This window comes from Myxococcaceae bacterium JPH2 (assembly GCA_016458225.1).
GTDB lineage: Bacteria > Myxococcota > Myxococcia > Myxococcales > Myxococcaceae > Citreicoccus.
This window is the reverse complement of the sequence record JAEMGR010000003.1, coordinates 236,186-252,601: the sequence shown is the minus strand read 5'-3', so window position 1 is coordinate 252,601 and position 16,416 is coordinate 236,186. Positions and strand designations below refer to the sequence as shown.

General features: G+C 71.0%; 12 protein-coding genes. 9 read left to right on the top strand and 3 right to left on the bottom strand.

Annotated elements, in window-relative coordinates; all coding sequences use genetic code 11:
- Positions 1 to 14: 14 nt before the first annotated feature.
- Together JGU66_05720 and JGU66_05715 are read left to right on the top strand one after the other, a co-directional pair.
- A complete protein-coding gene (locus tag JGU66_05720) occupies positions 15 to 1,835 on the top strand; it encodes a lamin tail domain-containing protein (protein ID MBJ6760252.1) in 1,821 nt (606 codons plus the stop codon).
- Positions 1,823 to 2,290, top strand: a complete 468-nt coding sequence (locus JGU66_05715; protein MBJ6760251.1) for a thermonuclease family protein — start codon at positions 1,823 to 1,825, stop codon at positions 2,288 to 2,290. The genes JGU66_05720 and JGU66_05715 overlap by 13 nt, the downstream gene beginning before the upstream one ends.
- Positions 2,291 to 2,303: 13 nt before the next feature.
- On the opposite strand, the gene JGU66_05710 is transcribed toward JGU66_05715, so the two are convergent.
- Positions 2,304 to 2,999: a hypothetical protein gene (locus JGU66_05710; protein MBJ6760250.1), complete on the bottom strand. Its 696-nt coding sequence runs from the start codon at positions 2,997 to 2,999 to the stop codon at positions 2,304 to 2,306.
- Positions 3,000 to 3,001: 2 nt separating this feature from the next.
- Complete coding sequence (locus JGU66_05705) at positions 3,002 to 3,415, bottom strand: hypothetical protein (protein ID MBJ6760249.1); 414 nt, start codon at positions 3,413 to 3,415, stop codon at positions 3,002 to 3,004.
- Between the two features lie 245 nt (positions 3,416 to 3,660).
- Between JGU66_05705 and JGU66_05700 the strand changes: the two genes are divergently transcribed.
- Together JGU66_05700 and JGU66_05695 are read left to right on the top strand one after the other, a co-directional pair.
- On the top strand, positions 3,661 to 5,760 hold the full coding sequence (locus tag JGU66_05700; protein MBJ6760248.1) for a PAS domain S-box protein: 2,100 nt from the start codon (positions 3,661 to 3,663) through the stop codon (positions 5,758 to 5,760).
- Positions 5,761 to 5,805: 45 nt separating this feature from the next.
- Positions 5,806 to 6,696, top strand: coding sequence for a hypothetical protein (locus JGU66_05695; GenBank protein ID MBJ6760247.1), 891 nt, complete (start codon positions 5,806 to 5,808; stop codon positions 6,694 to 6,696).
- 6 nt (positions 6,697 to 6,702) lie between these two features.
- Here JGU66_05695 and JGU66_05690 read toward each other — a convergent pair whose 3' ends face one another.
- Entirely contained in the window at positions 6,703 to 7,647 is a 945-nt protein-coding gene (locus JGU66_05690; protein MBJ6760246.1) for a TerC/Alx family metal homeostasis membrane protein, read from the bottom strand.
- Positions 7,648 to 7,894: 247 nt separating this feature from the next.
- Between JGU66_05690 and JGU66_05685 the strand changes: the two genes are divergently transcribed.
- The 5 genes from JGU66_05685 to JGU66_05665 all read left to right on the top strand — a co-directional run bounded on the left by JGU66_05685 (position 7,895) and on the right by JGU66_05665 (position 16,416).
- Entirely contained in the window at positions 7,895 to 8,308 is a 414-nt protein-coding gene (locus JGU66_05685) for an arsenate reductase ArsC (GenBank protein MBJ6760245.1), read from the top strand.
- Positions 8,309 to 8,526: 218 nt separating this feature from the next.
- Positions 8,527 to 9,426 carry a DUF2135 domain-containing protein gene (locus tag JGU66_05680; GenBank protein ID MBJ6760244.1) on the top strand — a complete coding sequence of 300 codons (900 nt, stop codon included), beginning with the start codon at positions 8,527 to 8,529 and terminating at the stop codon, positions 9,424 to 9,426.
- Between the two features lie 32 nt (positions 9,427 to 9,458).
- On the top strand, positions 9,459 to 10,070 hold the full coding sequence (locus JGU66_05675; GenBank protein MBJ6760243.1) for a DUF1175 family protein: 612 nt from the start codon (positions 9,459 to 9,461) through the stop codon (positions 10,068 to 10,070).
- Complete coding sequence (locus JGU66_05670; protein ID MBJ6760242.1) at positions 10,067 to 11,698, top strand: hypothetical protein; 1,632 nt, start codon at positions 10,067 to 10,069, stop codon at positions 11,696 to 11,698. The genes JGU66_05675 and JGU66_05670 overlap by 4 nt, the downstream gene beginning before the upstream one ends.
- Entirely contained in the window at positions 11,695 to 16,416 is a 4,722-nt protein-coding gene (locus JGU66_05665; protein ID MBJ6760241.1) for an alpha-2-macroglobulin, read from the top strand. Before JGU66_05670 ends, JGU66_05665 begins: the two co-directional genes overlap by 4 nt.

Sequence of the window (16,416 nt, the reverse complement as noted above, 5' to 3'; positions counted from 1 at the left end):
GGTGCGTGAGCGTGATGCGTCCGATGTGGAGCGTGGGTGGGGTGTTGGTGATGGCGTGGGGACTGGGGTGTGGGGGCGCGAAGGACGGTGCGGTGAGCGAGGTCTGCGCGGGCTTGCTCCCCGGAGACGCGGTCATCACCGAGTTCCTCAATGATCCCGAGGGAACGGACACTGGCCATGAGTACGTGGAGGTCCATGCGACGTCGCGTGCCGCCGTGGACTTGCGCGGGGTGATGCTCTACGCGGCGCGAGCGGATGGCTCGCAAGAGCGAGACCATGCCTTCACCGAGTCCGTGGTGATTCCAGCCAATGGCTACCTCGTGCTCGGCGATGTGCGCGAAGGGCCGCTGCCGGAGCATGTGGACCACGCGTACGGAGATGCGCTGGGGGCCTTGGGGAACACCAGTGGGGTGCTCGGGTTGCGGTGCGGTGAGCGTGTGTTGGACGAGGTGTCGCTCTCCGCCCCCGGGAAGGCCGGGGTGGCTCGAACCTATGACGGGCGGCTCGTGCCCGACGCCGAAGCGAATGACGACGCCTCGCGCTGGTGTGACGCGACGGGTGAGGCCACGCGTGGCTTTCGTGGGAGCCCTGGCGAGCCGAACGCGCCCTGTGTCTCGGCGGCTCCGGATGGAGGCACTTCGGATGGAGGCGTGATCCGCGATGGGGGCGTGGATGCCGGGACGCGAGAGACGTGCGTGCCACCGGGTGCAGTGGGGCCGCGTGCATTGCTGCGTCCTCGATCCGGTTCGTTGGTGTTGACCGAGGTGATGGCGAACCCGCGCGGGGACGACACCTTGGGTGAATGGGTGGAGGTCCTCGCCACCGAGCCCGTGGACCTCAACGGCTTGAGCTTGGGAACGGACTCGGCGGCGACGACGTTCGAGTCGTCGCGGTGTCTGTCGCTCGCGGCGGGGGAGTACGCGGTGCTGGCCCGCCAGCGGGAGGCCACGCTCAACGGTGGATTGCCTGTGCCTGTGGCCACGTTCGGAGTGGACCTGCGCAACGCGGGCGGGAGCGTGTGGCTTCGCTCCGGAGACACGCTCATCGATGGCGTCAGCTTGGGCGGCGCGGAGGACGGAGTCTCAATCCAGGTGTCCGCGTCACACGCGAACGCGCGAGACAACGACGCTCCGGATGCATGGTGTCGGGCGACGGAGCCCTACGGTGCGCGCGGTGACCTCGGGACTCCCGGACGCGCCAATCGCGAGTGTTCGGCGCAAGGCTCCAGCGACGCGGGCGTGGATGCTGGTCTCCTGGATGCGGGGAGTGATGCAGGCGTCACGGGGCCGACGTGCATCGACCGGACGACGGGGAAGGCCCGCGCGCTTCGGAGTCCCGAACCAGGGTCGCTCGTGTTGACGGAGTTCATGGCGGACCCCAGCGCGGTCGCGGACACCGTGGGGGAATGGGTGGAGGTCCTGGCCCTGCGCGAAGTGGACCTCAACGGACTGGTGCTCTCAAGCGAGAGTGGGTCGAGCCTGCTGTCTTCACCGCTGTGTCTGACTTTGAGGGCGGGAGCCCTGGGCGTCATCGCGCGCAGTGACGAGTCCGCGCTCAACGGTGGGCTGCCCGCGGTGCTGGGGACCTTCGGGTTCAACCTCGTGAACGGCGCGGGAGCGCATTGGCTGCGGCTGTCGCTCGATGGGCGAATGCTCGACACGGTGACGTACTCCAGCGTGGCGACCCCGGGTGTGGCCTCGCAGCTTCGGCCCGGTGTGCGGGACGCGGTGGGGAACGATGCACCGAGCAGCTTCTGCCTCGCGCCAGTGAGCGCGCGCTATGGCGCGGGAGACCGGGGCACGCCGGGGCGGGAGAACGTCGCATGCGCGCCGTGATGCTCGTGCTGGGGCTGGGGCTCGCGGCCTGTGGTGGCGCTCCCTGCGGGCCCGAGTCGGGCGTGGTCGCCGAGGTCATCGATGGAGACACCCTCGTGCTCGAAGGTGGCGAGCGGGTTCGCTACCTGCTCGTCGACACGCCGGAGACGACCCGAGGCGCGCACGAGTGCTTCGGCGCGGAGGCGAAGGCGTTCAACCGGAGCCTCGTGGCGGGGCGCGTGGTGCGCTTGTCCGACGGCGAGGCCTGCGAGGACCGCTATGGACGACGGCTCGCGTACGTCAGCGTGGATGGACGCGACGTCAACGCGCTGCTGGTGGAGCGCGGCTATGGGTGTGCCCTCTTCGTGCCTCCGGCTGGGAAGGCCCGTCGCGCGGAGTTCGAAGCGCTGGAGACCGAGGCCCGGCGAGCGGGCCTCGGCCTGTGGTCGGCGTGTCCCCAGGCGTGTCGAAAATGAGCGAACTGCGGCGCTACAGCGTGGCCGCCACGGCTTGGGACAGCTCGGCGCGGGTGAACCAGTCTCGCGGACGAGGGCCCGTGGTGAGCACCAGGGTTCCATCCGTGAGCGCCACGGCGGAGCCTTGGCCGACGCGCAGGCGGACCTGGTGGACCTTCTCGCGCAGGGCATCGCGCGAGTCGGCGCTCATCGCCATCGCGTCGAGTACCTCCGTCGCGCGCTCCGCCAGAGACGCGAGCGCGTGCGCATCGCTGGGCCGCTCGGGGTCAGGGCTCGGTTCCAGCTCCACCCGGAGGGGTGAGCCGAGCGCGCGACCCAGCCGCTCCGCCAGCGCGGCGAGGCTCCGCTTCACCGCGAGCGGCGTGGGTGCCGGCGTCTCGGTGTCCACCGCGTCGAGCACGGAGACCTCGTGCACGGTGAGGGCCTCGACCGTCGCGGCCGGGATGAACGTCGCGTCCGCCCGGGGCATGCGCCCATCCGGTCCCGGCGTGTGCAGCACCACGGTGTGGCCCTGCCGGGTCTCCACCAGGTCGCGGACGAAGCCCTCGGCGTCCCTTCCGCTGCGCAGGTGCAGCGTCACATACGGCAGGCGCACTGGCAGGCCCGCCCGGCGCCGCTCGGCCAGCGCGGACAGGGCCTCGAGGACCTCGCCCACGCTCCAGGTGCCCCACGTGCCCAGGGGCGCCAGCACGTCCGTGCCCGAGGCCATGGCTAGAGCGCCTTCTCCAGCGTCTTCTGGATGGCATCACGGCGATCTCGAGTGTCATCCACGTTGGTGCACGGCTCGTGGTCCAGCGTCAGCACGCCGCCCTCGAAGGTCACGAAGGCTCCACTCGCTGAGTAGATGCCGCCCGTGTTGCGGATGACGATGCGGTGGAGGCCCGCCTTGAGGGCGTCACGTCCCATGTCGTCGGTGGTGATGCCCTCGAGGGCTTCGATGAGTGGGGTGAAGTACACCTTGGGCCAGCACTCATCGTACAGATGGGCCTGCTCGTCCGTCGCGAGGCTCTGCCAGTTCACGTCGACAGGGACGGCGAAGTGCGCCGCGGTCTCGACCTGCTGCTTGAGAGGGGGATAGAGCGTGTCCTCGAACTTCTTCGCGGCCCTGCGTTCAGCGAGTCCCATGGTGTGCATCTCCCGCCACTGTGTGACCCCGCAGTCTGACCCAGACTCCGGGTAGGAGCCCAGTGTACCTACACGTCGCCTCTTTCACGGCCTACCCACACGGGAGGCGCTGGTTGGCAAGTGTCACGGGGGGATGGCAGCCTTTCGTGTCCGAGCCTGTCAGGAGGATGGGGTGCGCACATGCCCCAGCGGCTGTATCCAAGCCCGCGCGGTCGTGACCATCTTCCATCCACTTCGGGCAGGCCATGGGGGAGACGAGGTCGCGTGACGAAGACTCCTGCGGCAAGAAGCGGTTGCGCGCGTCGCGGGGCGCCGGTGACCGCGTCGTGCTCGTGGAGAAAGGGCTCGCCGTGAATCCGCAGGCGGTGACCTCCGACGGACTCGCCGACCGGGTCGAGGCGCGACGCGCGGACATCCTCCGCCGTTGGGAGGCGCGCGTGCGCGTGCTGCTCGGCGCGAGTCCTCCGCCTCAGCACGTGGGCCTGCCTCGGTTGATGGACGCCCTGCTCGCGGCGCTGAGAGACCCAGACGCCTTCGAGGCCGTGGAGGCGTTCACCCGCGAGCAGGGCCGCTCGCGCTCGCGGGCCGGCGCCGACGCGGCGGTGTTGGTGCGCGAGTACGGCCTCCTGCGCGACGTGGTCCTGGATGTCCTGGAGGAGGAGCATCGGGTGGTGGACGTGGCGGCGTTCCGCGTGCTGTCGCGAGCCATCGACACGAGCCTGGCGCACGCCGTGGCGCGCACGCTGGACAATGAACTGCCGGAGCCCGGCCTCGCGCGGGGAGACCTGGCGCGGCGCATCGAGGAGGCGAAGGTCGCGGCGGATGAGCTGCTGGAGACGCGGCGCGCCCAGCGAGAGCGGGACGAAGCGCGCGAGCAGCTCACGCGCGTGCTCACCCATCTGCCCATCGTGCTGTGGGCCATGGACACGCGCGGCGTGATGACGCTGTTCGAGGGCGAGGGGGTCCGCTCGGTGGGGATGGATCCCCACTCGCTGCTGGGGTGTTCCATCTTCGATATCTTCCAAGGGCGCGAGGACGTGCGCGAGGCCTCGCTGCGCGCGCTGGCGGGCGAGTCCTTCACCGCGGAGCTGAAGCTCTTCGACGTCTGGTTCGAGGTGCGCTTCTCTCCGGTGCGCGGCCTCAACGGGAACGTGACGAGCGTGTCGGGCCTGTCCGTGGACATCACGGACAGGCGACGCGCCGAGGAGGAGCTGCGGGCCTCGGAGACGCGTTATCGGCTGGCCACCCAGGCCACGCGAGACGTCATCTGGGATTGGGACCCGGTGAGCGGCATCATGCGCTGGAGCGAGCTGGCGCCGCGGGTGTTCCGCATCGCGGACGGGGGCTCGGTGCCCGCGAACCTGGACTGGTGGACCAGCCGCATCCATCCCGACGAGCGCGAGCGCATCAGCCAGGGCTTCCGCGCCGTGCTCGACGGAGGCGGCGAAGACTGGAACGCCGAGTACCGCTTCCTGCGCGGCGACGGCACATGGGCCGTCATCGAGGACCGAGGCCGCCTGGTGCGCGATGCCCGGGGCCAGCCGGTGCGCATGGTGGGGGCCCTCCAGGACATCACCGAGCGCCGCGCCGCCGAGGAGGAGGCGAAGCGGCGGGCCGGGTTCGAGCAGCTGCTCATCGGCATCGTGGGCCATGACCTGCGCAACCCCATCTCCGCCATCACCATGGCCGCCGGCACGCTGGAGCGGCAGGACCAACTGGACGAGCGTGGGCGCAAGGCCGTGGCTCGCATCCGCTCCAGCGCCGCGCGCGCCTCGCGGATGCTGCGCGACGTGCTCGACTTCACCCAGGCGCGACTGGGCGGCGGCATCCGCATGGAGCCGCGCCCCGTGGACCTGCACGACCTGGTTCGCCAGGTGATGGATGAAGTGCAGCTGGCGCATCCCACGCGGCGGCTCCACGTGGAGTGCCTGGGGGATGGTCACGGGGTGTGGGACGCCGACCGACTGGCGCAGGTCATCACCAACCTGGTGAACAACGCGCTGTCGTATGGCTACCCGCAGTGCCCGGTGTTCGTGCGCACGCGGGGCGAGGCCCAGTCCGTGGTGCTGTCCGTGCACAACCAGGGACCGCCCATCCCCTCCGAGCTGATGCCGCACCTGTTCGAGCCCCTCAAGCGCGCGGGTGGCGCCCAGGGGCCGAGCCAGGGGCATGGGCTGGGGCTCGGCCTGTTCATCGTGAAGCACGTGGTGGACGCGCATGGCGGCTCCGTGCGGGTCCGGTCCACCGAGCGAGAGGGCACGTCCTTCCGGGTGGCACTGCCGCGCCGCCTGGACTCCGGGCTCCCGGCCGGCCCGTGGCTTGCTCCGGACTGCGAGCCCGGGTAGCTACGGCCCCTCACGTCAGCGCTTCCCTACCGGGAGGGGGAGATCATGAAGAAGGTCCTGATTGGCGTCGGCATTGGCTGTGGAGCGCTCCTCATCTTGGGCCTCATGGCGGGCATCGGCCTGTTCATGGTGGGCAAGAAGGCCGTGGAGTCGTCGAACCTGGGGACCGCGGCGGCGCGCTTCCAGAAGCAGGAGGAGGCGCTGAGCCGCCTCCAGACGACGTACGCGTTCACCGCGCCAGCGGACGGGCAGGTCATGAAGCTGGACGCCGCCCGGCTCGAGGCCTACCTCGCCGTGCGCGAGGGCGCGCTGCCGGCCTACACGGCCTTCTCCGAGAAGAGCCACGAGCTGGAGGCGAAGCGCGACCAGGGACACCGGCCCGGCGTGACCGAGCTGCTCCAGATGGCCAACGCCATGTCGGGGCTGGTGGCGGATTGCCGCGAGGCCTACTTGACCGGCCTGACGCAGCAGAAGATGTCCCCCGCTGAGTTCACCACCATCACCCAGGCCATCTACCTGTCCACCGTGGTGACCGCGATGGGCACGGCGCAGGAGGAGGCGGCTCGTCAGGGCCGCGCCGCCCTGGAGCAGCAGGTGGCCAAGCTCGACAAGGAGCTGGCGGGTGATGCGCTCACTGGCGAGGCGCGCACCCAGGCGGAGCAGCTTCGCGCGGGCCTCCAGGAACAGCTCAATGACTTGCACGAGGCCCAGGAGAACGGCGCGTCCCCCGAGCAGCGCGCGACGATGGCCGCCAACCTCGCGCTCATGAAGCCGCTGGAGGCGCGCATCGCCAAGGTGGCCAACCCGGCCTTCGACCTGTTCACCGCGAACGGCGCGGGCGCGATGCCGGGCAACGAGGAGGCCACCGAGGCTGACTCGGACTCGGACGACGCTGACGACGCCAACGAGGACTCGACCGCCGAGCACAAGGAGTAGGTCGGCTTACGCCTCCGCCTCACGCCGCGTGGGTGGCGTGGGGCGATGGCGCCGCGCGTGGCGAAGGCTGGCCCCCACCGCGGCGCCGAGGAGCGCGAGGATGATGCCCACGGAGAGCAGCGGGGGAATCTCCACCCAGCGGGCCACCACCATCTTCAGGCCCGCGAAGCCGAGCACCCCCGCGAGCCCGTAGTGCAGGTACTCGAGCGAGCCCACCGCCTCGGCGATGACGAGGTAGAGCGCGCGCAGGCCGAGGATGGCGAAGGCGTTGGAGCTGTAGAGCAGGAACGTGTCGTGCGTGACGGAGAACGCGGCCGGCACGGAGTCCACCGCGAAGAGGATGTCCGTCACCTCCAGCCCCACCACCGCGAGGAGGAGCGGCGTGGCCAGCCTGCGACCCTCGTGCTTCACCACGAAGCGGGCGCCGTCCAGCTCCCGCGTCACGGGCAGGCGCCGTGACAGCCATTGCACCACGCGGCTGTCGCCCTGCTTCGCGGGGTCCTCGCGCAGCACGCGCCACGCGGTGACGAGCAGGATGGCGCCGAAGACGTAGGACACCCAGGACCAGCGCTCCAGCGCCGCCGCGCCCGCGAAGATGAAGCCCGCGCGCAGCACCAGCGCGCCGAAGATGCCCAGGAAGAGCACCGGGTGCTGCAGGGAGGGGGGCACGCCGAGCCCTCGGAAGATGACGAGGAACACGAAGAGGTTGTCCAGACTGAGACTCTTCTCGATGAGCCACGCCGCCAGGTATGTGCTGGCCGCCTCGCCGCCCCGCGCGGCCCACACGAAGCCACCGAAGGCCAGCCCCACGGCCACCCAGACCCCCGTCCACGCGAGTGCCGCCCCGCGAGATTGTCCCCGGCTCCCCCGGTGAGCGAGCAGATCCACGCCGAGCAGCGTCAGCAGCAGCGCCCAGAAGACCCACCACATCCATGCCGGCGTGTGCGCCATGTCCGCCACGAAGCTAGGCACCACGAGGATCCGACGGGGCCCGTCCTGGTCGGATGTTCAGCGGGGCAGTGTCCACCTGGAACCATCACCCACCCCGTGGGGCATGACGCACTCATGGTCGGAGCGGCGCTCTGAAACGTTGTTTCACGCTCCGTTGCCTTCGACGCCCGGACTCGCGCTGGATGTGCTAGTTCGAACGGACGGGCGGGACGCAATGACTGCCAACGCTCCTCTGGAGGCGGTACGGATGAAGACTGTCATCTTCGCGTGTGTGCACAACGAGGGTCGCTCCCAGATGGCGGCGGCCTTCTTCAATCTGCTGGCGGACCCTTCGAAGGCTCGTGCGCTCTCGGCGGGGTCGGAGCCTGGCCAGAAGGTGCGCCCGGAAGTGCTCGCGGCCATGGCGGACATCGGCGTGGACCTGTCGAGCGTGAAGCCCCAGAAGCTCACCGAGGCGATGACGCGCGAGGCGCTGATGCTCATCGCCCTGGGCACGTTCGGTCCCGTCCCGAACGCGCCGCCCGCGCTCCAGCGCGTGGACTGGCCGCTCGAGGACCCCGCCGGCAAGTCCCAGGATGAGGTGCAGAAGATTCGCGATCAGATCGCCGCGATGGTGGCGGGCCTGGTCCAGGGACAGGACTGGGAGCGTCCGCCCGCGTAGACCCGCCGTGCACCGCCACGGCCCGTGGGGCTCCAGCCACGCACCTGGATGTGGGCGTGGCTGGGCGACCTCGGTCCGTGCGGTCCGGGACTCACCTGGCGCGCGCGGCCCGCCGGGAGTCAGTTGGCAGACGGCTTGAAATGGGCGACGGTGCTGCCCCACGCTGTCCGTTCGACGACGCTCCTGTCGCCCTTTTGCCTACCTGGATGAGCCCCGCGATGCTTCCTGTTCTTCTCGCCGTGCTCCTGTCGCAAGCCGCGCCTGAGGCCCCCTCTCGTCAGCACGGGGTGCCCATTGGCAAGGGCAAGACCTTGCCCACCGTGCGGCTGTCCGCCCCGTCTGGGGGCTGGACGGTGGACCGGATGATGTTGGTGGAGGGCACGCTCAGCGACACCACCATTGATCCGGTGGTCGTCTCCATCAACGGCGACCGCTACTTGATGCGCACGTACAACGGGCGCTTCAGCCGCAAGTTCCCCGCGGCCAGCGGCAAGAACATCGTCACGGTGATGGCGACGAATCAGGCCGGCACGGCGCGCACGCAGGCCACCAGCTACGCGCAGGTCCCCTCGGTGCCGCTCAAGGCCATCCTCACGAGCGACACGGATGGCGTGTACACGGACCTCCACATCTACGAGCCCACGGACAAGAGCGAGTCGGGCAGCACGCTCGATGTGAAGACGATGGCCCACGTGTACTGGGCCAACACGGCGAGCCCCTCGGGCGGCACCTTCTTCCTCAACGAGCAGGGCGGTGACTTCGACCAGCCCGCCTACGGCCCGTACCTCTACGTCCACCGCGCGCCGCCCAAGGGCGTCTACCTCATCGCCACCAACTACTGGCCCAGCGGTGACAAGGCGCACACCGTGGCGACGCTGAACCTCGTCCTGTTCGAGGGCACGCCGCACGAGATCCGCCGCATGGTGCGCATCCCGCTGGCCACGCCCGGCACCACCCGCGTGCTCGCGTGGGTGAACATCCTGGGCGACGGACAGGCGGAGACCTACGTGCCCTCGCAGGACCCGAAGCCTCGGGGCTCCGGCTGGCCCACGAATCTGGATGCGGCGCTCAAGGCGCTCCAGGCGAACGGCGACTCCGGCGGCGAGGGCGACTACTGAACCTGGGCCCCACCGTCCCGGTCGCGCTCCCCATGCTTGCCCTGTCCCTGCTGCTGTCCCTGATGGCCGCCGAACCGGTGGCCGCAGCGCCGCCTCCGGTGCCGCTGACTCCAGTCGAGTCGCGGGCCGCGCGCCTGCGTCAGGAAGTGGCGCGCGTCGCGCTGGCGCAGGTGCAGCGGATGGACGCGACGTGGCACCCGGAACAGCGGGACTGCGCGGGCCTGATCCGCTTCGCCTATCGCGTCGCCTACAAGCGCGTGGACGCGGGGCGGCTCGGCTCGCCGCTGTGGCGAGACATGCGGGGGGCGCCCGCGGACTTCGCGGATGCGGAGACGCTGCTGACGCACAGCTTCGCGACGCTGGGCCGTGATGCCGCCGCGCGCGAGTCGCTGCGCACGGGCGACATCCTCGCCTTCCGCCAGGAGCACGACGCGGGCCCTGTGTTCCACCTCATGCTGGTGGTGCGCCCGGAGGACCGGGCCCACGCGCCCGCGCGCGTCGTCTATCACCCGGGCGAGCCGGGCGCCGCGGTGCGCACCGGCGTGCTCGACACCCTTTCTGCCGAGGCGCCCCTGGAGTGGCGCCCGGTGCCCCAGAACGCTGCGTTCCTGGGCTTCTTCCGATTCAAGGAGTGGATGCCATGACATCTCCCACGAGCCCTTCGGGCACGCCGCCTCCCGCGGCGCCGCCCTCGGGTCCCCGCAAGGCCGGTGGACCTCCCAAGGGCGTGTTCATTGCCGCGGGCGCGGTGCTCATCGGCGCCCTGGTCGCGGGCGCCTTCGTGATGGGCCGCCGCAGCGGGACAGGGAGCGGCTCGGGCTCGTCGTTCTCGACGGGCGAGCGCCAGGGGCCTCCCACCGCGGGAGCCACCGTGGAGGGCATGCCGGAGGTCCCCACCGAGGCCGTGAAGATGGACGTCCCGGGCAGCGCCGCCCCCGCCGCGGTCTGGGTGGACGTGTACGCGCCCGGAAAGGTGCGCGACGCGATGGCGCGCAACGCGTGGCTGAAGCAGACGCTCTCCCAGCCCGTGGGCAAGGGCTTCATCGGCGGGTGGGCGGCCTTCTTCGGCACGACCGGCGAGGACCTGAAGGCGGACTTCAAGGGCGCCGTGCTGGATGTGGTGGCGGGCCGGCTGCTGGACGTGCCCTTCCGGGCCGTGTGGTTCAGCGGCGATGCGCGCGCGGGCACTCCGGCGTTCATCCTGCCGCGCCCGGACTCGGCTTCCGCGTCGGCCTGGCAGGCGTTGGACAAGGTGGCGCGTCGCAGCGAGATGACCGCGGAGGGCTGCCCGGGCGGTGAGGGCCAGGCCCCCGCGGGCGGCTTCCACCTGTCGCGCTGGCTGGTGGCGGAGCAGACGCTGTGGGCGGCGCGGTCGGAGGACCGGCTGGTGCTCGCGCGGCACCCGGTGGTGGTGCTCCAGGGCCTGTGCACGGGGCTGCCCAAGCTCGACGGTGATTCGGGCGTGGACGTGGAGGTGGGCTTCGACGCGAAGTCCTACGGCCGCGAGGCGCAGCTGCTCGGCCACGTGCTGGGCCTGGGCGAGCACACGCGCCTCCAGTTCGCCGTCGAGGGCGACCGTCTGGTGGGCAAGGGCATCGCGGGCGAGCTGATGGATGGGCCCGCGCGGCTGGACAGCGCGCCCCTGTCGGATGACCTGCTGCGGCTGATTCCCGAGGACGCGCCGGTGCTGCTGACGCTCCAGCTCAAGCTGCCCGCGTCCCTGGAGCCCGACGCGCTCAAGACCTTCTGGAAGGTGGACGGTGGCGGCAAGGGCCCCACCGTCACGCGGCAGGTGGCGGTGGTGTGGACGCCGCGCGGAGACTCGTCGCTGCCCATGGCGCTGTCGCTGCTCTGGGGGCGCAAGGAGGACGCGCCCGCGCTGGAGAAGCTCTTCACGGGTGGCTCGCACACGCTTCAGCGCGCCACGCTGTGCAACCACGTGGCGCTGGCCAGCACGGCGGAGGAGCTGGAGCGCCTGCGCCGCGCCTGTGAGGGCAAGAGCCCCAACCTGCTCAACGCCGCGGGCCCGGTGGTGGCGGGCCTGCGGACGCCCGCGTCCGTGTCCCTGGGTGTCAACCTGGGACGGCTGCTCAGCGGCCTGACGCGAGATGGCTATGCATCCGAGGTGCGCGCGGGTCGCGACGCGCCTCTTCCCAAGGCCGTGCCGCCCGAAATCGAGGCGGCCCGCCGTGACTTGGAGTCGCTTCCGTACCTGGGCCTGCACGGCACGGTGAAGGGCGACGCGCTGGTTCCTGGAGGTTTCGGGTCATGAAGATTGCTCATCGCATCGTGGCGCTCGTCGCGCTCGCGCTGTCCGGCGTGGCCGCGGCCAAGCCGCTCTACATCACCGTGCCGCGCTCCTATGGCAGCCAGGAGCCCGTGGGCGTGGACGTGGCCTTCGAGGACAAGGGCCCCGTGGAGCTGCGCGTCCTCAAGCCGGAGAACGTGGACGCGTTCATCCGCGCGCAGACGGACCTGCGGCGCGCGTATCAGGCGCCGCCCACCCTGGTGAACCCGGGCCGCGCGCTCAGCCGGGGCCTCAACGCGGTGCACTCGCCGGGGCGGTGGCTGCTCAACTCGATGTCGCTGCCCATCCGCGAGGACCTGGTGGGCGTGCTGCCCCAGGCTCCTGCGGCCTCGTCCTCGGGCGAGCAGCTCGCGAAGGTGTCCGAGGGGCCCGAGAAGTTGGTGGGCACGCCTCCGGGCTTCTCCGTGGTGCGCAGCCAGTGGCTGAACCTGGACCTGGGCGGCGCGGAGCGGGACTTCAACGTCCCCGGCTTCGACACCAGTGGCTACAGCGGCGGCTTCCAGGAGCGCCGCGTGGTGCTCGCGCCGCTGCCGCCGGGCACCTACGTCCTCCAACTCGTGCAGGGGCGGGTGGAGGGACAGGTGGTGCTCGTGGTCAGCGACCTGTCCGTGCAGCTCAAGCAGACGGACGGACAGGTGCTGGTGCGCGTGGCGGGTCGGGACCAGAAGCCGCGCGAGGGCGCGAACGTGCAGGTGTACCTGGCCAAGGGCAAGGGGCCCACGGGCACGACGGACGCGAAGGGGGAGGTGACGCTGGCGGTGGATGAGCCGCGCCTCATCGCCACCGCGACGGTGGACGGGGACACGGCCATCGTGGACACGGACTTCTACTCCGCGCTGGCGGTGGCGCCGGACGTGTTCATCTACAGCGACCGGCCCATCTACAAGCCGGGCAACGAGGTGAAGTTCCGCGGGCTCGTGCGGCAGCCGGACACCTTCCTGGCGCGCCTGTTCACGCCGAAGAAGCGCGACGTGCTGGTGAAGCTGGTGTCCCAGGAGGGGCGTGCCCTCACCACGCGCGCGACGGTGGACGATTTCGGTGCGTTCAACGGCACGCTGAAGGTGCCGGAGGACCTGGGCACGGGCGTGCTGCGCGTGGAGGCGGAGCTGGACACGCATCCGTACCAGGGCGAGGCCCGGGTGCAGGACTACGTGAAGCCCACGTTCTACCTGGAGGTGGAGCCCGACTCGGAGACGGTGACACCCGGAAAGACGCTGCGCGCGAAGGTGCACGCGCGCCGTTACGCGGGCGGCATCCCGGCGGGCGCGAAGTACGAGGTGTTCCTCTACCGCAGCCTGCTGGACGCGCCGGCCTGGGTGGATGACGCGGGCAAGGGTGGCCAGGGCAGCGCGGTGACGTACGGCACCGCCTCCACCACGGAGGGCAAGCTGAGCGTCCCCGAGCGGCTGTACTCGTCGGTCGCGGAGCGCAGCGCCACGGAGGACCCGTGGTCGAGCGCGAGCGCGTTCGACGCGAATGGCGATGCCTCCATCGAGATCGCCGTCCCCGAGCTGAAGCCGGGCGAGGAGCGCCTGCCGTACCGCTACACGCTGACCGTGCGCGCGCGGGACGACCAGGAGACGTTCGCCAACGCCACCGCGGCCTTCTTCCTGTCGAAGGTGGAGGTGCTGGGCACGGCGCGCTACTCGGAGCCGGTGGTGTCCAAGGGTGGCGAGGCGATGCTGTCGCTGCGCGCCACCACGCTGTCGGGCAAGGCCTACGGCGCCACGCAGGGCGAGGTGGAGTTCGTGCTGCGGCGCGCGGACGGCAAGGAGAAGAGCCTGGGCAAGCGCTCGTTCACCACGGCGGCGGACGGGACGCACCGCGAGAAGGTGCCCACCGGTGACGTGGGCGCGGTGCTGGCGCGCGTGACGTTGAAGGACAAGCGCGGCGAGGCGTGGACGGGCGAGGAGTCCCTGCTCGTCATCGGCGCCGAGGATGAGCCGGTGGCGCAGGTGCCCAACCTCACGCTGGCGTCGCTCTCGGGCGCGCTGGAACCGGGGGACACAGCTCGGCTGGTGGCGCTGCTGCCGGACGGTTGGGGTCCGGATGGCCGTGACGCGGGCTCGGTGTGGGTGACGCTGACGGGCGCGGGTCTGTACGGCACGCAGCTCGTGTCGCTCAAGGGCCGCACGCTGGTGCACGCCTTCGACGTGGAGAAGCGCTTCGGCAGCGCGGTGTACGCGTCCGTTGCGTACCCCACGGCCTCGGGCCGTTGGGAGGAGCGCACGGTGGCGTTCCGCGTGGTGCCGCGCGAGCGCACGCTCACGGTGTCGGTGCAGCCGCAGCGCGCGGAGACGGCGCCGCTGAGCGACCAGTCGCTCGAGTTGCGCGTCACCGACAGCGAGGGCCGAGGCGTGGTGGCGCAGGTGTCCGTGGGCGTGGTGGACAAGGCGGTCTACGCCATCCAGAGCGAGTTCCGGCCCAAGGTGCTGGACTTCTTCTATCCGCCCGCGCGCAACAACGTGTCGAACTTCTACTCGTCCGAGTTCCAGGGCTACGGCTACGGCGAGGCGCTGGCGCGCAAGCTGTCCGGACTGCCGGACCACGCCTTCGCGTCCATCAAGCCGCCCAGTCGTCAGGCGCGCGACCTGGAGAAGGACACCGCGCACTGGGACCCGGCGGTGGTGACGGACCGGGATGGGCGCGCGACGGTGCGCTTCACGCTGCCGTCCAACCAGACGCTGTGGGTGATTACGGCGGTGGCCGCGGACACGTCCGGTCGCTTCGGCGAAGGCACGTCCGAGTTCGCCACGCGGGGGGGCGTCAACCTGTACGCCGCGTTGCCGCAGTTCCTCCGCGAGGGTGACGAGGCGCTCGCGTCCGTGCGGCTGTCGGCGGGCGAGAAGTCCGAGGGCAGTCAGGTGCTCGACGTGAAGCTGGCGTCGGCGGGCGCGCTCAAGGCGGAGCAGTCGCAGGTCAAGGTGGAGCTGGCCAAGGGCGGCGAGAAGGTGGTGCCGGTGACGCTGAAGGCCTCGGCCACGGGCGCCGCGCAGCTCGCGGTCGCGGTGACGGGTGGGAAGGATCCGCTGCGGGACACGAAGGGCTTCGATGTGCGGCCCGCCGCGGTGGAGGACGAGGTGCAGGTGAGCGCGTGGGGCGGTGGCGCGCTGGCGCTCCCCGCGGCGGACTCGGCGACGCTGACGGGCGTGCAGCTCGTGCTCCAGCCCTCGGTGGTGGACGCGGCGCTCACCAACGTGCGGGAGCTGCTCACGTATCCGTACGGGTGCCTGGAGCAGCTCGTCTCCACCACGGTGCCCAACGTGGCGCTCTACCAGGTGCTCCAGAAGGCGGGCACGTTGGACAAGCTGGACACGGACACGCAGGCGCTCCTGGCGGAGGCGCGCAGCCGCGCCGTGCAAGGCACCGCGCGCATCCTGGCGCTGGAGGTCCGTGGTGGCGGCTTCACGTGGTTCGGTGGCTACAGCGAGCCGAGCCTGCCGCTCACCCTCATCGCCATGGATGGTCTGGCGTACGCGGTCGACGCGGGGCTGGCGGACCGCGATGACCCGCGCATCACCGAGACGGCGACGTGGCTCGATGGACAGCAGAACCTGCCGCCGGAGTACGAGGCCACCCGTGCCTACGTGCTGGCTCGGTTGCAGGGGCCGCGACAGGCGGCGCGGGTCCGTGCGCTCGTGCAGGGCGCGCAGCCGGGCGACCTGTACTCGCTGGCCCTCGCGGTGCTCGCGGCGGAGAAGGCGGGCGTGATGAAGGAGGCGGCCCTCCAGGAGCGCATCAACGCGCTGGTGGCTCGGAGCACGGAGGGCTTCGCCACCCTGGCCAGCCTGAAGCAGGGCCAGGAGCCGCAGCTGTCCGAGGCGTTCTTCCGCTATCCGCTGCGGCGCGTGGGCCTGACGGCCATCACCGCGCACGCGGCGTCGTTCGGCACGCTGGATGTCACGCGCGCTCGCAAGCGCATCCTGGAGCTGCTGAGCGAGCCGGACCTGTCGACGTTCGACCGGAGCACCGCGCTGCTGCACTCGCTGTGGCTCATCGAGCGGGATGCGAAGGCGTTCCGCGGGATGACGCCGCCCGAGGTGAAGGGCGCGAAGGGCGCGGTGAAGTTCTCGCCGCGCGGCATGGGCCTGGTGGCCACCCTGGCGCCGGGGACTCGCACGGTGGACGTGGGCGGCTTCGATGGCGTGGCCACGCTGCGGGCGTCCGCGCTGACGCCGCTGTCCTCGGTGCAGGCGAAGTCCGAGGGCATGTCCATCCAGCGCGCGTACTACGTGCTGCGCGAGGGCGGGAAGGTGAAGCTGGAGTCCGGCACCGCCGTGTCCCAAGGCGAGGAGGTCTACGTGGAGCTGACGCTGGATGCGCGCGGGGAGAACCGGGCGCGGTCGGCGTACTACGTGGTGGAGGACGCGGTGCCCGCGGGCTTCGTGCCGCTCCAGGAGGACAAGGCCTTCCGCGGTCCGCCGCACGCGCTGCCGCTGGCTCCCGAGGCGCTCAAGCGCCGGCAGCTCAGCCCGGAGCGGGCCACGTTCTTCTTCGAGGAGCCCGCGTGGTGGAGCAACACGCCGCGCGTCATGGGCTACGTGATGCGTGCGCAGTTCGCTGGCACGTTCTCGGCGCCGCCGGCGACCATCGAGGACATGTACGCGGCGCGCATCCACGGTCGCACGGCCGCGGATGTGCTGAAGGTGGCGCCCTCGCAGAAGCCCCAGGGCGACCTGTAG